Source organism: Neobacillus sp. SAB-20_R2A (assembly GCF_049568635.1).
GTDB lineage: Bacteria > Bacillota > Bacilli > Bacillales > Cytobacillaceae > Neobacillus > Neobacillus citreus.
On record NZ_CP145895.1, the window covers coordinates 3,866,546 to 3,884,331 of the forward strand.

General features: G+C 43.3%; 7 protein-coding genes and 3 rRNA genes. All 10 read right to left on the bottom strand.

Annotation, left to right across the window (positions count from 1 at the left end):
* Positions 1-19: 19 nt before the first annotated feature.
* The 10 genes from V5M37_RS18725 to V5M37_RS18770 all read right to left on the bottom strand — a co-directional run bounded on the left by V5M37_RS18725 (position 20) and on the right by V5M37_RS18770 (position 17,682).
* Positions 20-1,006 carry an NAD(P)H-quinone oxidoreductase gene (locus V5M37_RS18725; protein WP_423798670.1) on the bottom strand — a complete coding sequence of 329 codons (987 nt, stop codon included), beginning with the start codon at positions 1,004-1,006 and terminating at the stop codon, positions 20-22.
* Positions 1,007-1,236: 230 nt separating this feature from the next.
* On the bottom strand, positions 1,237-2,724 hold the full coding sequence (locus V5M37_RS18730; protein ID WP_423798671.1) for a carotenoid oxygenase family protein: 1,488 nt from the start codon (positions 2,722-2,724) through the stop codon (positions 1,237-1,239).
* 46 nt (positions 2,725-2,770) lie between these two features.
* Positions 2,771-3,790: a Bug family tripartite tricarboxylate transporter substrate binding protein gene (locus V5M37_RS18735; protein WP_423798672.1), complete on the bottom strand. Its 1,020-nt coding sequence runs from the start codon at positions 3,788-3,790 to the stop codon at positions 2,771-2,773.
* A 92-nt stretch (positions 3,791-3,882) separates the two neighbouring features.
* Positions 3,883-5,409, bottom strand: coding sequence for a tripartite tricarboxylate transporter permease (locus V5M37_RS18740; RefSeq protein ID WP_423798673.1), 1,527 nt, complete (start codon positions 5,407-5,409; stop codon positions 3,883-3,885).
* A 15-nt stretch (positions 5,410-5,424) separates the two neighbouring features.
* Positions 5,425-5,880 (bottom strand): tripartite tricarboxylate transporter TctB family protein, encoded by a 456-nt coding sequence (locus V5M37_RS18745; RefSeq protein ID WP_423798674.1) that lies wholly within the window; start codon positions 5,878-5,880, stop codon positions 5,425-5,427.
* A gap of 232 nt (positions 5,881-6,112) precedes the next feature.
* A complete protein-coding gene (groL, locus tag V5M37_RS18750) occupies positions 6,113-7,735 on the bottom strand; it encodes a chaperonin GroEL (protein WP_423798675.1) in 1,623 nt (540 codons plus the stop codon).
* 220 nt (positions 7,736-7,955) lie between these two features.
* A 5S ribosomal RNA gene (gene rrf, locus V5M37_RS18755) occupies positions 7,956-8,072 on the bottom strand.
* Positions 8,073-8,309: 237 nt separating this feature from the next.
* Positions 8,310-11,244 (bottom strand): 23S ribosomal RNA (locus V5M37_RS18760).
* Between the two features lie 205 nt (positions 11,245-11,449).
* Positions 11,450-12,999, bottom strand: a 16S ribosomal RNA gene (locus V5M37_RS18765).
* Together the 16S, 23S and 5S rRNA genes form the textbook arrangement of a ribosomal RNA operon.
* Positions 13,000-13,338: 339 nt before the next feature.
* A complete protein-coding gene (locus V5M37_RS18770; protein WP_423798676.1) occupies positions 13,339-17,682 on the bottom strand; it encodes an alpha-amylase family glycosyl hydrolase in 4,344 nt (1,447 codons plus the stop codon).
* Positions 17,683-17,786: the final 104 nt, after the last annotated feature.

The following is a 17,786-nucleotide window of genomic DNA, read 5'->3' on the forward strand; positions in this document are numbered from 1 at the left end:
CTTATCTAAAAATATCCTTTTACTCTGTTACACGGAGCACAATCTTCCCTTTGTTTTTATTGGCTTCCATATACTGGTGGGCTTCTCTAACTTCCTTCCAGTCAAAAATAGTATCTATTATCGGAACCACTCTTCCATTAGCAAAATGGTCTCCTAAAAACTCTAATAGTTCCTTGGTTAATTCGATTTTCCGATTAATCGGCCGCGACCTTAAGGTAGTTCGTAACAGCTGGAATCTTTTTAATAGAAGTGTTCCTAAATCCAGTTGATTCACAATCTTTTCACCAAGAGACCCAATGATAACCAATTTTCCGTCTGGAACCAATGATTGTATGTTTTGTTCAAAATAAGGAGCTCCAATGCAATCGAGAATGATATCAACACCGTTACCATTGGTGTACTCATTAACAAAAGGTAAAAATGGTCCCTTTTGATAATTCCAGCCTGCCTTTGCCCCCAACTTCACACAATACTCAATTTTCCTATCACTTCCTGCTGTAATTAACGCAGTTGCCCCCGCCAATTTGATTAATTGAAGTGCAGCGCTCCCTATACCGCTAGCGCCTGCATGAACTAACACCATTTGCCCTTTCCTTAATTGCCCCAATGAAAAAAGACTTTGATACGAGGTTAGGAACGTTTCAGGAAAGGCAGCAGCTTGTTCAAATGTCATGGTATCTGGAATCTTTATTAATAAACCTTCTGGTACACTTACATATTGAGCATATCCGCCTCCAGGTAATAAAGAACAAACTCGGTCACCAATTGAATGAGATGAAACACCAGCTCCGAGTTCTACAACCTCTCCTGACATTTCAAGACCAAGTATGTTTGACTCTCCTGGTATTGGCGGATACATTCCACGCCGTTGCTGCAGGTCAGCACGATTTATCGCCGTTGCTTTTACTTTCACCAACACTTCTCCAGGGTTTACAGCAGGGGTTTTTGCTTCGCCAATATAAAGCTGATCGGCCGAACCGAAATCCTTCATTAGAATTACCTTCATTTCATCACTCCTTATATCAATGTCTTTTTAAGACATGATACTTCCTGCTGGCAATTAAAATGGGAATTACCAAATGCTTTAGCACCTGACATGCACGAAGCATTTTTAGCACTAAACCATAAAAAAGTGAATTCCCATACCTATTTTCATATCTAAATTTATCAACAAGATGATGATGGAAGAAGAACTTCAAACAACCCCATTTGAAGTTCTTCTTTTGTTTGAAAAATTTATACTCTTTCTCCCTTAATACGGTCACCTTCTACCCAACAAGAATGAGCGCCAATTGGAATTCGGTGTGGGAGAATAATACGTGCTACTGGTCCAATTGAAAAATCTTTCGCATCAAGAATGAGACATTCAGACCGATTTTCATTCATATCAGTAATTAGTGTAATTAAGTATCCGTCATCCTCTTCTACTGCATTAAGTCTTCTTGCTAATTGCGGCTCACTGCCTACTCTGCCCTCACCGTATTCGTAACGCTGATATGTGCCATCTAAAAGATCATATTTCTTGATACCACTCAGCCACCATGCTTTGGAGTTATCGAAAGTAGAGTTATAGCTATATCTGTATTTCTTTCCGACAAAGTCATTGCTTACCACTGGGAACTCTGTTATTTCGTCATCTAAGAATTCCTCTTTCGTTTTTCCTGTTTTAAGGTTAAATCGCCATCGATACATCCGATAACCTGTTTGCTTTTTGTCAAATTGATTTTTCATCTTATCGATTGCATCTGCACCCTGCTTTCCTACCGCTGGTTTTCGCGGATTAAAGGTAACACAGCCTTCCATCACTACCTCATCGCCGTTTTCATAGCAGTTTGACAAATGCAGGATGAAACAAGGCTTTGCTTCAAACCATTTGATTTTACTGTTATCACCATATCTAGGGATAATACCAAAACGAGCAGGCATATCCGTAAAGAAGGTAACTTTACGCTCCCCTTTAGCCAACAATTCTGGATCGAAAATGAACGGCAAATCATGCAAGATGGAATAGTTTTTTGTGATCCCTAAATCATGCGGCCAACGAACACCTGGCAGGTCGATTGGAACATAATGTTTTAATTGGCTATTCTGATCGACTACACCATAATACATATAGGGATACGTTTCACTAAAATTGAAGAACATTAGCTCTCCAGTATCGTTATCTACTTTAAAGTGAGAGCAAATACCTGCAGGTGCTATGGTTACATTCCAGCCGTCAGATTCGAGCATTTCTAATGAAATAGGATCTAAGCGATTCGCCTCACTACATTGTGACATTGTCGCTAATAGCTTTCCTGCATGAGCAATAACATCTGTTCCTGCATTATCTTTCATGGTTCGCATACTGCCCCAGCCTTGACGAGTAGCTAGATGAGGCTCGAGCATCCCCGGCCATAACGATTTACCGGCAGCCTGCTCTGCCAAAAATCCAGTGGTACGGACAAATCGGTTTCGATAGGTTGCTTTTCCATCCTCGAAATGGAGAGCATGAAGCATTCCGTCTCCATCAAAAATATGAAATACCCCCATTGGTTCATGAACCTGATTATGACCATTACGAACATAAACTCCATGTAAATCTCTTGGAATTTCGCCAATTACTTCTAAACTATCAGTGTCAGCTGTGTATTCTTTTCCTACTGGTTCGAAATGATCTTTCAGAAATGGATTTTGATTTTCTTCGAGTATAGTGATTTTTACCTCATTTTCAATTTTAATCAAAATAGCAACCTCCCTAAATTTTGCTTAAATGTATGGATAAAAATCATTACTTAATAATCCCTAATTTTTTTAACAGGTCACCAGCAAGTTCAAAGGTACGTGTTGCTTCAGCCTGAGACTTACTTGGGTCCAAATACAAAATTTGTGAATTGCTATTTTTTACATAATCCACATATTCTGGGTCCTGTTGTGCTTTATGGAAAGCTTCATGTAATATGGATAATTCTGTTTTTGAGATTTTTTTAGGTGCAAACAGCATTGAAAATGCTTCAATTCCACCTTCCATCTTTAAATCTGCAAGTGATACCGCCCCGTCATATTCCGTTTTTTCAGTGCCAAATACAATTAAAGGTTTTAATGTACCAGCTTTAATTTGTTCTAATGCATCACTAGGCATAACAACAGCTCCATCAATATGGCCGCCTAGTAATGCGGTAATCCCTTGGGCACCGCCTTCATATGGAACGTTCTTTACCTTAACTCCTACTTTTTCAGCAACTGCAACCATATTTAAATTCGAAATACTTCCTGGTCCAGTAGTTGCATAAGAAAATTTCCCTGGGTTCTCTTGTACAAATTTTAACCAATCTTCGAATGTATTCCATTTGGAATCTGTTCTCACTACCAGCATTGGAATCGAAGCTGTATTTTTCATGATTGGCTGGAAGCTGTCATGTGTAAAGGAAGCTTCACCAAAATGAGGCAGAACGCTTACATGGGAGACAGTTCCATATGCGATGGTATAGCCATCTGGTTTTGCGTTCATTAATTGTGTCATTCCAATAATTCCGCCTCCGCCTTCAACATTTTCGATGGTGATGGATTCTTTATGTGGAAGATGCTTCTCGGCAAGTTTTGCTAAAAGTCGTGCGCTATTATCGTTGATGGAACCGGGGGCAAAAGGAACAATCATTTTAATTGGTTTTTCAGGAAACTTTGATTCTACTTTTGCTTCCTTATCACCTCCTTTACTGTTGTTTTGGGAAGCGCTCTCTTTTGTGTTTGAGCATGCCGAAGCTAGGATTAATACCAGAGAGAACAATAACAATTGAATAGATTTTTTCATTCATCTCACCCTTTTCTGTAATTTTTAATCATTTCAAACTAAAACTATGTTTCGTTTGTTTTGGTGGGACACCTCCTTACCAGCCATTGCATTTATCCCTTAACAGCAGCTGCTGTGCTATCTTCAGCCAACTTAGACTCTTTTCGCCTGTTCTTTATTTTTGAAAATAGCGGTGATATCAGCATCAGTAAAATAATAAACAATAAAACTAGTGAAGCTGGTCTTGTCACAAAGGCGGAATAACTGCCCTCTGTGAGCAATAGAGTTCTTCGCAAACTCTTTTCAATTATCGGGCTTAATACGTATGCCATGACAAAAGCAGCCATCGAAAATCGTCCCATTATAAAGATAAAAGAGAGAACACCCAGGATTAGGGAAAACCATAAATCAAAATATTTAGCCGAGGCTGAGAAGCCGCCTACGAGAGCGATGACTAGCACAATCGGCATGAGAAATGAGTTAGGAACAACAAGCATCCTAGCAAATAACGGTGTTAGTAATCTTCCAATTATATACATCGAAACAGTAGTTAGGAGAAATCCAAAAAGGATTCCATATGTTAAGGTCGGATCTTTAGCAAAAATTCTTGGACCTGGCTGTATGCCATGAATAATGAACGCACCCATAACGATGGCGATTCCTACTGAACCTGGGATACCTAAAGCGAATAGTGGAATGAGCGCACCACCAACTGAAGCATTATTAGCGGATTCTGGTGCAGCAATCCCCTCAGGGTTCCCTTTACCAAATGTTTCAGGGCTTTTTGATACTTTTTTTGCCCCGATATACGAAAACCACGATGCTGCTACAGTGCCTAGTCCGGGTAAAATTCCGGAGATTGTTCCTATTACTGAACCAATTCCGATTGGCTTTGCGACGCTCTTTATCTCTTTCAATTCTAGTTTTGTAGAAAGATTACTAGAGTTGGAAGCAAATTTAATATGCAATTCATCTTTTACAACTCTTAATATTTCAGGAATCGCAAACAACCCTATTAGCAAAGCCACAATGCCAAGACCTTCCATTAAATCTAATTGACCCATCGTAAACCGAGGACTACCAATAAACATATCCATTCCGATTGTTCCTGCCATCAAACCAAGAACGACCGAAATTAGGCTCTTTGTCATTGTCCCCTTAGTACTGATAGATGCCACGGCAATCAATCCCATAATCCCAAGCAATACGAATTCAGGGTCAGATAGTTTAAGTGCAAAATTGGCAATAGGCTCTGTTAGAAAGATCAAACATAAAGCACCAAAGATTCCCCCTATTGTAGAAGCTGTCAATGAGTAGCCCAGCGCCTTCCCAGGCGATTTTTTTCTTGCTAAAGGCACACCATCCTCTAAAGTAGCAGCTGCAGCTGGTGTTCCCGGTATCCCCAAGGTGATAGAGGAAATAGATCCCCCGTATTCAGCTGCCTGATAGGCTGACAGCAATAATAATACAGCTGCCACAGGTGACATGGAGTAGGTAAACGGAAGAAGAAAAACGATCGCTATCGTCGCGCCTAAACCTGGCAATGCTCCTATTACAAGACCAACGAAAGTCCCAATTATAATGACAACCATATTTGTAAGCGTAAACAAAGAACTGAAATCAAAATCAAGGATTCCCATCTTTTCCCCTCCTTTTTAGAAATCTATTTGCAACAGCAAATCGAAGAATAGGTATATGCCTAAAAGTACACCAGAAGTAGATATCAGATTCATTATAAGCACTTTTTTTGAATTTTTCTCTGGCTGATAAATATGAATCAATGTAAACAAATACAGGAATGTTGGAATATAAAAGAAATTTAACTTCGCCCAGATGAAAATATAAACTAACGTCAGCAGCAGAGTAATCCCTACCATTTTGATATTTCCTAAATTAATGATTTCGCTTTTTTTATCCATTATTGTTTGGAAAATACTTATTATCGTTAGTCCGATTAGAATAAGAGCCAATATTTTTGGGTAATAACCTGGCCCAATATCACCGGCTCCTGAGCCCCCCATATTGTGAAAACCACTAGCAGTTTTGTAATAAGCAACTCCCAAAATGAGGATACCAATCAATAAAAATAGTGAAGTTTTCTTTAAAGACAATTTAACCTCCCCTTTCTTTTTAGTTGAAAATCAATTAAATCCCCTCTCATCGATTGTCATATACGGAAACGTTTTCCTTATATGACAATTATAAGTCCTTGATTTATAGATTGTCAAACGAATTATTAGAATGTTTGAAATATTTTATCAAAAATTATACTAATAAAAAACTGGTGAGAATCTGATTGATTTTCACCAGTTCAAACAATGCCTACAACCTTTTCCTAACTTATTAATGATGGTGCAACATTCCGCCCATGGAATCATCATGTTTCTCTGTTCCCGGTATAATAGAAATAACGGCTTCGGTCGTCAAAAACACTCCGGCAACGGAAGCCGCATGCTGAAGGGCGGAGCGTGTTACCTTTACAGGATCGATAATACCCAACTCCAACATACTTCCCCATGTGCCGTCGGCCGCATTGAAGCCAACTCCAAGCTTTTCCTGCTTTAATCGTTCTACAATTACCGAGCCTTCTTCACCTGCGTTTTCTGCAATTTGCCTAACAGGCTCCTCCAAAGCTCTTAGAATTATTTTCACGCCTGTTTCTTCGTCCCCACGAACTGTATTTAGCACCTCGTTTACTGATGCATAAACATTCATCAAAGCTGTGCCTCCACCCGGCACGACTCCTTCTTCAACCGCTGCCCTTGTAGCATTTAAGGCATCTTCAATGCGGAGCTTTTTCTCCTGCAGTTCAGTTTCTGTATGGGCACCAACTTTAATGATTGCAACACCGGAAGCTAATTTTGCAATACGAGTTTGCAGCTTCTCTCTATCAAATTCATAGGCTGTTTCCTTTAACTGGACCCGTAAACTCTGTACTCTGGTTCTGACGGATTCTGCTTCTCCAGCACCATCGATGATCGTTGTATTGTCTTTTGATACTATTATTCTGCCTGCATTCCCCAACTGGGTGAGACTCGTTGTTTTCAAGTCAAGGCCAATATCTTCCGTGATCAACGTTGCTCCTGTTAGAAGAGCAATATCTTCGAGCATAGCTTTTCGATGTTCGCCAAACCCTGGTGCCTTAACAGCAACTGCATGGAATGTACCACGCATGCGATTGACAACTAACGCACCAATCACATCACTCTCCAGATCATCCGAAATAATCAAAAGCTGTCTATTTTGACGGACTACTTCCTCAAGGATCGGTAGAATCTCGTGGATTATATTGATTTTATAATCTGTCACAAGAATATAAGGATTTTCTAATACAGCCGTCATCTGTTCATGATCTGTAACCATATAGGAAGAGGTATACCCCCGGTCAAATTGCATACCATCAACAAAATGGAGTTCTGTCATAAATCCTCTTGACTCTTGAATTGTAATGACACCATCATGACCGACACGGTCCATGGCTTCAGCAATCAATTCTCCTATTTCATCATCACCGGAAGAAATCGACGCTACTTGAGCAATCGAATTTCTATCATCTATTTCTTTAGAAATTTCTTTTAATTTAACAACAGCAGCCGTTACGCCTTTTTCCATTCCCTTTCGAATACCGACAGGATTCGCACCGGCTGTTACGTTTTTTATACCTTCTTGAATCATGGCCTGGGCCAAAACAGTAGCCGTTGTTGTTCCATCACCAGCCAATTCATTGGTCTTTGAAGCCACTTCCGCTACTAACTGGGCTCCCATATTTTCTATTGGATCCTCTAACTCTACTTCATTGGCAATTGTCACTCCATCATTCGTGATTAACGGTGAGCCAAAGCTTCGTTCAATGACCACGTTTCTTCCCTTTGGACCCAAGGTTACCTTTACCGTATCAGCCAGCTTATTAACACCTTCCAGCATTAACCTTCTGGCCTCTTCTTTAAATTTAATGTCTTTAGCCATTTTTATCCCCCCTAAATTTAAATATTCTTGCTTCATCTATCAAAAAACAATTTCCATATCCGGAATTTAATTCCTCATATAAAATAAATATAGATATTACAAAGTTAATTGTCAATTAAAGTTCTGAAATTTTAGATTTATCATTTCAGTATATTATTTAAGAAAAACAATATTATTGCTAAAAAAAGACAACCTGAATTTTTCAGGTTGTCTTTTTTTTGCCCGGCAGCGTCCTACTCTCACAGGGACTTGCGTCCCAACTACCATCGGCGCTGAGAAGCTTAACTTCCGTGTTCGGGATGGGAACGGGTGTGACCTTCTCGCCATTACTACCGGACCTATTGAATTAGAGGTTTCATTCCCTCAAAACTAGATAATGCAGAAGAAGTATTATAAGAACGAGTTGCAATTTTTCATTGATGATTGTCTAGCTACAGCGTCCAGCAACTAGTGTCCTTCGGTCTTTTCCCTACGATAAGTCAACATCGATTCGCTTCGCTCATCGTGTTTCCTTTATCTCAGTCAAAGCCCTCCAGGCCATACGTTGCTAACCGGCCGCTTCCGCTTTTCGATTTTGGTTAAGTCCTCGATCGATTAGTATCAGTCAGCTCCACACGTCACCGCGCTTCCACCTCTGACCTATCAACCTGATCATCTTTCAGGGATCTTACTAGCTTGACGCTATGGGAAATCTCATCTCGAGGGGGGCTTCATGCTTAGATGCTTTCAGCACTTATCCCGTCCGCACATAGCTACCCAGCGATGCCTTTGGCAAGACAACTGGTACACCAGCGGTGCGTCCATCCCGGTCCTCTCGTACTAAGGACAGCTCCTCTCAAATTTCCTGCGCCCACGACGGATAGGGACCGAACTGTCTCACGACGTTCTGAACCCAGCTCGCGTACCGCTTTAATGGGCGAACAGCCCAACCCTTGGGACCGACTACAGCCCCAGGATGCGATGAGCCGACATCGAGGTGCCAAACCTCCCCGTCGATGTGGACTCTTGGGGGAGATAAGCCTGTTATCCCCAGGGTAGCTTTTATCCGTTGAGCGATGGCCCTTCCATGCGGAACCACCGGATCACTAAGCCCGACTTTCGTCCCTGCTCGACTTGTAGGTCTCGCAGTCAAGCTCCCTTGTGCCTTTACACTCTGCGAATGATTTCCAACCATTCTGAGGGAACCTTTGGGCGCCTCCGTTACACTTTAGGAGGCGACCGCCCCAGTCAAACTGCCCACCTGACACTGTCTCCCACCCCGATCAGGGGTGCGGGTTAGAATTTCAATACAGCCAGGGTAGTATCCCACCGACGCCTCCACCGAAGCTGGCGCTCCGGTTTCTCAGGCTCCTACCTATCCTGTACAAGCTGTACCAAAATTCAATATCAGGCTACAGTAAAGCTCCATGGGGTCTTTCCGTCCTGTCGCGGGTAACCTGCATCTTCACAGGTACTATAATTTCACCGAGTCTCTCGTTGAGACAGTGCCCAGATCGTTACGCCTTTCGTGCGGGTCGGAACTTACCCGACAAGGAATTTCGCTACCTTAGGACCGTTATAGTTACGGCCGCCGTTTACTGGGGCTTCGATTCAGAGCTTCGCTTGCGCTAACCCCTCCTCTTAACCTTCCAGCACCGGGCAGGCGTCAGCCCCTATACTTCGCCTTGCGGCTTTGCAGAGACCTGTGTTTTTGCTAAACAGTCGCCTGGGCCTATTCACTGCGGCTCTTCGGGGCTATTCACCCCAAAAAGCACCCCTTCTCCCGAAGTTACGGGGTCATTTTGCCGAGTTCCTTAACGAGAGTTCTCTCGCTCACCTTAGGATTCTCTCCTCGCCTACCTGTGTCGGTTTGCGGTACGGGCACCTTTTATCTCGCTAGAGGCTTTTCTTGGCAGTGTGGAATCAGGAACTTCGGTACTATAATTCCCTCGGCATCACAGCTCAGCCTTATGGCAAGCGGATTTTCCTACTTGCCAGCCTAACTGCTTGCACGCACATATCCAGCAGTGCGCTTACCCTATCCTCCTGCGTCCCCCCATCACTCAAACGATAAAGAGGTGGTACAGGAATATCAACCTGTTGTCCATCGCCTACGCCTTTCGGCCTCGGCTTAGGTCCCGACTAACCCTGAGCGGACGAGCCTTCCTCAGGAAACCTTAGGCATACGGTGGATGAGATTCTCACTCATCTTTCGCTACTCATACCGGCATTCTCACTTCTAAGCGCTCCACCAGTCCTTACGGTCTAGCTTCAACGCCCTTAGAACGCTCTCCTACCGCGGACACCACAAGGTGTCCACCCACAGCTTCGGTGATACGTTTAGCCCCGGTACATTTTCGGCGCAGAGTCACTCGACCAGTGAGCTATTACGCACTCTTTAAATGGTGGCTGCTTCTAAGCCAACATCCTGGTTGTCTAAGCAACTCCACATCCTTTTCCACTTAACGTATACTTTGGGACCTTAGCTGGTGGTCTGGGCTGTTTCCCTTTTGACTACGGATCTTATCACTCGCAGTCTGACTCCCACGGATAAGTCATTGGCATTCGGAGTTTGTCTGAATTCGGTAACCCGATGAGGGCCCCTAGTCCAAACAGTGCTCTACCTCCAAGACTCTAACTACGTGAGGCTAGCCCTAAAGCTATTTCGGAGAGAACCAGCTATCTCCAAGTTCGATTGGAATTTCTCCGCTACCCACACCTCATCCCCGCACTTTTCAACGTGCGTGGGTTCGGGCCTCCATCCAGTGTTACCTGGACTTCACCCTGGACATGGGTAGATCACCTGGTTTCGGGTCTACGACTACATACTAATTCGCCCTATTCAGACTCGCTTTCGCTGCGGCTCCGTCTCTTCAACTTAACCTCGCATGCAATCGTAACTCGCCGGTTCATTCTACAAAAGGCACGCCATCACCCATGAACGGGCTCTGACTACTTGTAGGCACACGGTTTCAGGATCTCTTTCACTCCCCTTCCGGGGTGCTTTTCACCTTTCCCTCACGGTACTGGTTCACTATCGGTCACTAGGGAGTATTTAGCCTTGGGAGATGGTCCTCCCTGCTTCCGACCGGATTTCACGTGTCCGGCCGTACTCAGGATCCACTCAGGAGGGAACGAAGTTTCAACTACAGGGCTTTTACCTTCTATGGCCGGCCTTTCCAGACCGCTTCATCTACCCCGTTCCTTTGTAACTCCATGTTGAGTGTCCTACAACCCCGAAAGGCAAGCCTTTCGGTTTGGGCTGTTCCCGTTTCGCTCGCCGCTACTCAGGGAATCGCGTTTGCTTTCTCTTCCTCCGGGTACTTAGATGTTTCAGTTCCCCGGGTCTGCCTTCAATACCCTATGTATTCAGGTAAAGATACTGCTCCATTACGAACAGTGGGTTTCCCCATTCGGAAATCTCCGGATCGGCGCTTACTTACAGCTCCCCGAAGCATATCGGTGTTAGTCCCGTCCTTCATCGGCTCCTAGTGCCAAGGCATTCACCGTGCGCCCTTTCTAACTTAACCTAAAAGGTTTTACTTACTCTTAAAAATAAGAGAGAAAAACTAAAATGGCGATTACTCGGTTCTTACTTGGTTACTTCTTCTTTTACGATTATCTAGTTTTCAAAGAACGAATAAAAAAAGCTTTGAGAGAAATAATTCCCTCAAAACTAAACAAACAGAAAACAGTCAACATCTTATCAGTCCATAAGGACTGCATTATCCTTAGAAAGGAGGTGATCCAGCCGCACCTTCCGATACGGCTACCTTGTTACGACTTCACCCCAATCATCTGTCCCACCTTAGGCGGCTGGCTCCTTACGGTTACCCCACCGACTTCGGGTGTTACAAACTCTCGTGGTGTGACGGGCGGTGTGTACAAGGCCCGGGAACGTATTCACCGCGGCATGCTGATCCGCGATTACTAGCGATTCCGGCTTCATGCAGGCGAGTTGCAGCCTGCAATCCGAACTGAGAATGGTTTTATGGGATTGGCTCCACCTCGCGGCTTCGCTGCCCTTTGTACCATCCATTGTAGCACGTGTGTAGCCCAGGTCATAAGGGGCATGATGATTTGACGTCATCCCCACCTTCCTCCGGTTTGTCACCGGCAGTCACCTTAGAGTGCCCAACTGAATGCTGGCAACTAAGATCAAGGGTTGCGCTCGTTGCGGGACTTAACCCAACATCTCACGACACGAGCTGACGACAACCATGCACCACCTGTCACTCTGTCCCCCGAAGGGGAAATTCCTATCTCTAGGAGTGTCAGAGGATGTCAAGACCTGGTAAGGTTCTTCGCGTTGCTTCGAATTAAACCACATGCTCCACCGCTTGTGCGGGCCCCCGTCAATTCCTTTGAGTTTCAGCCTTGCGGCCGTACTCCCCAGGCGGAGTGCTTAATGCGTTAGCTGCAGCACTAAAGGGCGGAAACCCTCTAACACTTAGCACTCATCGTTTACGGCGTGGACTACCAGGGTATCTAATCCTGTTTGCTCCCCACGCTTTCGCGCCTCAGCGTCAGTTACAGACCAGAAAGCCGCCTTCGCCACTGGTGTTCCTCCACATCTCTACGCATTTCACCGCTACACGTGGAATTCCGCTTTCCTCTTCTGCACTCAAGTCCCCCAGTTTCCAATGACCCTCCACGGTTGAGCCGTGGGCTTTCACATCAGACTTAAAGGACCGCCTGCGCGCGCTTTACGCCCAATAATTCCGGACAACGCTTGCCACCTACGTATTACCGCGGCTGCTGGCACGTAGTTAGCCGTGGCTTTCTGGTCAGGTACCGTCAAGGTACCGGCAGTTACTCCGATACTTGTTCTTCCCTGACAACAGAGCTTTACGACCCGAAGGCCTTCATCGCTCACGCGGCGTTGCTCCATCAGACTTTCGTCCATTGTGGAAGATTCCCTACTGCTGCCTCCCGTAGGAGTCTGGGCCGTGTCTCAGTCCCAGTGTGGCCGATCACCCTCTCAGGTCGGCTACGCATCGTCGCCTTGGTGAGCCGTTACCTCACCAACTAGCTAATGCGCCGCGGGCCCATCTGTAAGTGTCAGCCGAAACCGACTTTCAGCCTTCCCTCATGTAAGGGAAGAAATTATCCGGTATTAGCTCCGGTTTCCCGAAGTTATCCCAGTCTTACAGGCAGGTTGCCCACGTGTTACTCACCCGTCCGCCGCTAACCACCGGGAGCAAGCTCCCAGTGATTCGCTCGACTTGCATGTATTAGGCACGCCGCCAGCGTTCGTCCTGAGCCAGGATCAAACTCTCCAATAAAGTTGAGTTGATTAGCTCAAAAATGTTACGTTGGCTCATGTTTTCTATTAAGTAGAAGAAACATGATAATTGTTTGTTGACGTTTTTGTTTGTTTAGTTTTCAAAGAACTATTTCGCTTCTTATTACAGCGACAAAAATTAATATATCATATTCACTTCATAAGTGTCAACTCATAATTTTCATTCATTAGGTTTGACCTCTCGTGAAGGAACTTTTATATCTTATCACCTGAATCACTCGTGTTCAATATATAATTTTTTCCAATTGAACTAAAAGTGAGATAAAATCCAAAATAAAATGCCTCTCTCCCTTTAATTAGGAAAGAGGCAATAGCAATATTATTGTTTATTAATCACGAATTCAAACGTCTTTGTTGCTTTAGCAATTGCACCGCCATCATTTTTAAAATTAGTCGTTTTACTTGATTCTGATGGTTCGATATGAATGCTGAGTTTGTTTTCTCCTGCATTTAATTTAATAGTTTGCGAGAAAGTCATATCACTATTAATTGTTACAGGCTCACCATTTATAGTAAGAACTCCATCTTTAATAGCATTACCTTGCAGCGTTATCGTGTCAGATGATACCGTTTGCCCGTCAGTATGGGAAGTTATAACAACTGGCTGATCAATCCAACGGACAATCTTATCCTGAACGACCATTTGATTTCCACCCTGGTTTGTAACGATGATAGATAGGTCTGTCCCTTGTGCTCCGTATCCGTAATAGCTGACATCATCATCATCTGGGTTCGAAGCTGTATGGTCAGGCAACCCTTCTTGATCCCATGTGCCATTTTTTACGTATTTATACGTTAATACTTCACCTTCCTGTGCTTCGACAGTATATTCATAATCATTGGTGACTGCCCCAGCACGCGTCATTTGCCATGCACCGGTGTTCCAGCCGTTTTTGCTACCAGGCATCGTAATATAAATTCCTTGTGGAGTATAGGCTGGTGCGTTCACCTTAAATGTTACCTTTACGGTTACTAATTCAGGTGTAACGGTTACAGGATTGGATTTCACCATATTTCCTGCACGGTCATAAACTTGTACCTCGTACGTATACGTTTTTCCGTTTGTTACATTAATATCTCGATACGAATCTTTTGTCACATCCTGCAGCTGGTCGATTTTTATACCGTCGCGGACAATAACTATCATATATGGATCTTCATTTCCTTCCAATTTCCAAGAAAGGTTCACTTGTCCTGATTCCTGTTGAGGCTCAGCTAGTGTTATTTTTTCTACAGGGGGTATGGTGTCACTTCCTTTAGTAAAGGTTACAGTCTTTAGTTCACTTGTGACCCAAGTGCGGCCTAAGTCATTTGAAAAGGCAAATCGATACTCATAGCCGCCTTCATCAAACGCCAGGAAATTAGAACTAAAGACATTCGACACATCCTGTTGATTTACGTAAGCAGCCTTGGAGGAAATCCAATTTTCGTTTCCAGGCTGTTTTACTTCAAGTTTAGCCTGCAAGCCTTCCATTTCTCCCGTTTCTGTTTCACCTTTTACAAAGAAATTTGCTGTGACTGTTTCAGGTTTAGAAAGATCAATAATAGCAGGTTCAAGTGATGTGACGTTTTCAATTTTGTAGTTATCCTGCGTTAATTTCACATGCGGAATAACAACATTTTTGAATTCCACCTTATCAGAGCTATTCCCTTTTTTATCAATCGCTGCCACTGCAAAGTAATATTTTCGCCCATTATTTAGCCCATCAATTGTTACACTATTAGAAGAAGACTCTTTTACTTTTTCATAAAAAGCGCCAGAAATCGTTGTTTGATAAACAGCATATCTTTGCGCATCTCCTTCCCATTTAATCACTGCTGAATGATTGCCTTCCTCCACTATTAATTCCTTAACAGCGTCAGGACGTTTTAGGTTTTGACCTTTTTCCGAAACAAGCATGCGCCCGTTCATGGCCGGAACAGTTACAGTCAGTTTTGCATCCTTTGACTCGACTGTGTATTTTTTATCGAGCTGGTCTGTAAATTTGATCCCGTTTATCATTACATCTTCCATATTTAGCTCGACAGTTTTTGGTTCGTTGCTGCGGTTTGTAATGACGACCCCAACATTCTTTTTATCAGATCGTGAAAAAGCCAGCACATCGCCTTTTGCATATAAATGGTGCAAATCACCATAGCTAAACAAATCATGATAACTCGATCTTACTTTTCCTATGGCTTGATAATGCTTGATTAACTCCTGATCTTCGCTGCCCCATGGATACGTACGGCGGTCATCAGGATCCTTGGAACCGGTCACACCTGCTTCATCCCCATAATAAATAGTCGGTGCACCTGCATAACCCATCTGCAAAATGGCAGCCAGCTTTAAACGTTGAATTCCGAGCTTCGGGTTATAATTCTTATCGAACTCTGCTCTCTCAAAAGAGTCTGTTCCATTCCCGAGAACAAACGCTGCGCGGGCAGTATCATGCGAACCCATCAGATTCATAAGGGAATAAAATGCTTCTTTTGGATAGTCCTCGTAAACAGCATTGAGCTGATTTTGTGCACCTTCAGCGTTTCCAGATTTCAGGTAATCGATCATAGCGCCGCGGAAGCGATAATTCATTACGGAATCATATAAGTCACCCAAGAAATATTTGGAGGCATCGTCCCAGATTTCTCCCAATATTAATGGTTCGTCTTTCTTTCCAGTCTTAAGTTCTTTTCGGAACTCCCTCCAAAACTGTGGATCTACTTCGTTCGCCACGTCTAAACGCCAACCAGAAGATCCTTTGTTAATCCACGACTTGGCTACCGAATCTTTATCATACATAATGTAATTGGCGAATGAGGTATTATTTAGCTCAGATGGATAATCAACTGCTTTACCAGGAATGGATTTGATTTCTGGAAGTGAATCGTACCCCCACCAACACTGATACTTATAAACACCGTCAACTTTTTCATTTTGAATGTTAAACCAGTTTTCAAAACCGTAAGGGCTAAATGTTTGACCCTCTGATATAAACTTTTCTTTTACTTGTTTTTTAGCCTCATCTTCTGACACTCCCTGATTCACAAGGTCATAAATTGCGGCCCAATACTCATAAGCACCTACCGTTGGATATTTACTATAACGGTCAAAGTAGATGGAATCATCGCCAACATGGTTAAATACGCCATCTAAAATCAGGTGCATCTTTCGTTTCTTTAATTCTTTGGTAAATGCCTCGAACTCTTTTGGAGAACCAAACATCGGGTCGACATTTTTATAATCTGCAGCGTCATATTTGTGATTCGATGCTGCCTCAGCAATTGGATTTAAATAAAGTGTGTTTACTCCCAATGATTGAATATAATCCAATTTCTGTTGAATACCTGCAATGTCGCCGCCAAAGAAATCATTAGAAAAGATTGCATCATCTTGATATCCTTCGGTCCCTTTCAAACGAGGGTTATCAGGCAAATCGGTCCACTCTTTATGTTCAATTGGTTCCTCCCCACGTGCATTGCTTTTGGCATTATCATTTTTCTTATTTCCATTGTAAAAACGATCAGGGAAAATCTGATAAACGACAGCTTCCTTCATCCAGTCAGGAGTTTTATAAGATGGTTCATAAACCGTTAGCTGGAATAAGGATGCGTTAGAATCAGATGCAATCCCTTTTCCGCCTTCTTGAACGTCTTCCCCATATTCCTTCTGGCCAGCGCCGTCACGTGCAATAAATTTATAGCCGTATACCCCCTTTTCTTTAGGCGTAACGTTCGCTTCCCAAAACTCCACTTGTCCACCCTTTTGCTCAAGCCATCCGGCAGATTCCATGTCTACAGTGACAGTGTTACCGGTATTGTAGTTTTTTAGCTGAACCTTCGCTCCGGTTAGGTCCCCTTTCTTCGCTTGAAGGCGAAGCTTTACAACATCTCCTGCTTTTACCGCCCCAAATGGGGAACGGTAAGCCGTATCCCATGTATCATGGTATAGCTTGTCCCCCTGAACAATGCCATCAGGCAGCTCCGGATTATAATCGGTGTATACTTCTTTTGTATCATGGTTATAAAAGAATGTTACCGCTGCGTCCTTTAGGACATTTAGCACAAAGTTATTAGCTGGATAAGCAGGTGCGCTCCAGTTATCCCCAAGAACAATTTTAAATTCATGTTTACCTTTTGGAACTTGAGCCGAATATGTGTAGACGTTGTCATGGTCTTCATCATGCAAAATAGCCGTAGATTCACCAGGTGACCACTCTCCCCCGGCATTAAGCTCTGGTTGAATATCACCAACAATCCTTGGCTTTTGATTATCTGGTAATTCAATCGGTACTGTTACTCTATGAGTGGTGTCATCATAAACAAACGTAACCTCTGTTTCTTTATCAAGTGATAATTTATAATTATCACCGTTCCGTGCCCCATCTGCCCCGTAGTTCTCATCCCAAGTGCCATTTATGGCAATTTTATATTCATAATTTCCTGCAGGCAGTTTACCGGTTAGAATGTACTTCCCCGTTTCCTGCAACTTCATTTGCGTAGCCTGATCACCGGGATTCCACTCACCAGATCCTCCCAGTTCATCTTGCAGGTTTCCAACTAGGGTCACGATCCGACCTTCTGCTTTTGTTTGTGCCGGATGGAAAAAAGCTGTCCCTGCAATCGTTTGCACTAATATTGCTAAAAGTGCAAGGTAATTCATCCACTTACGTGATTTTCCTTTCATTCATGTTCCTCCCCCTTTTTGCGCAAGCGTTTGCACAATTACAAGTAGAAAACGCTTACTTGAACCTATTATCTCATCATCAATATCTCGAAAAGAATAGGTCT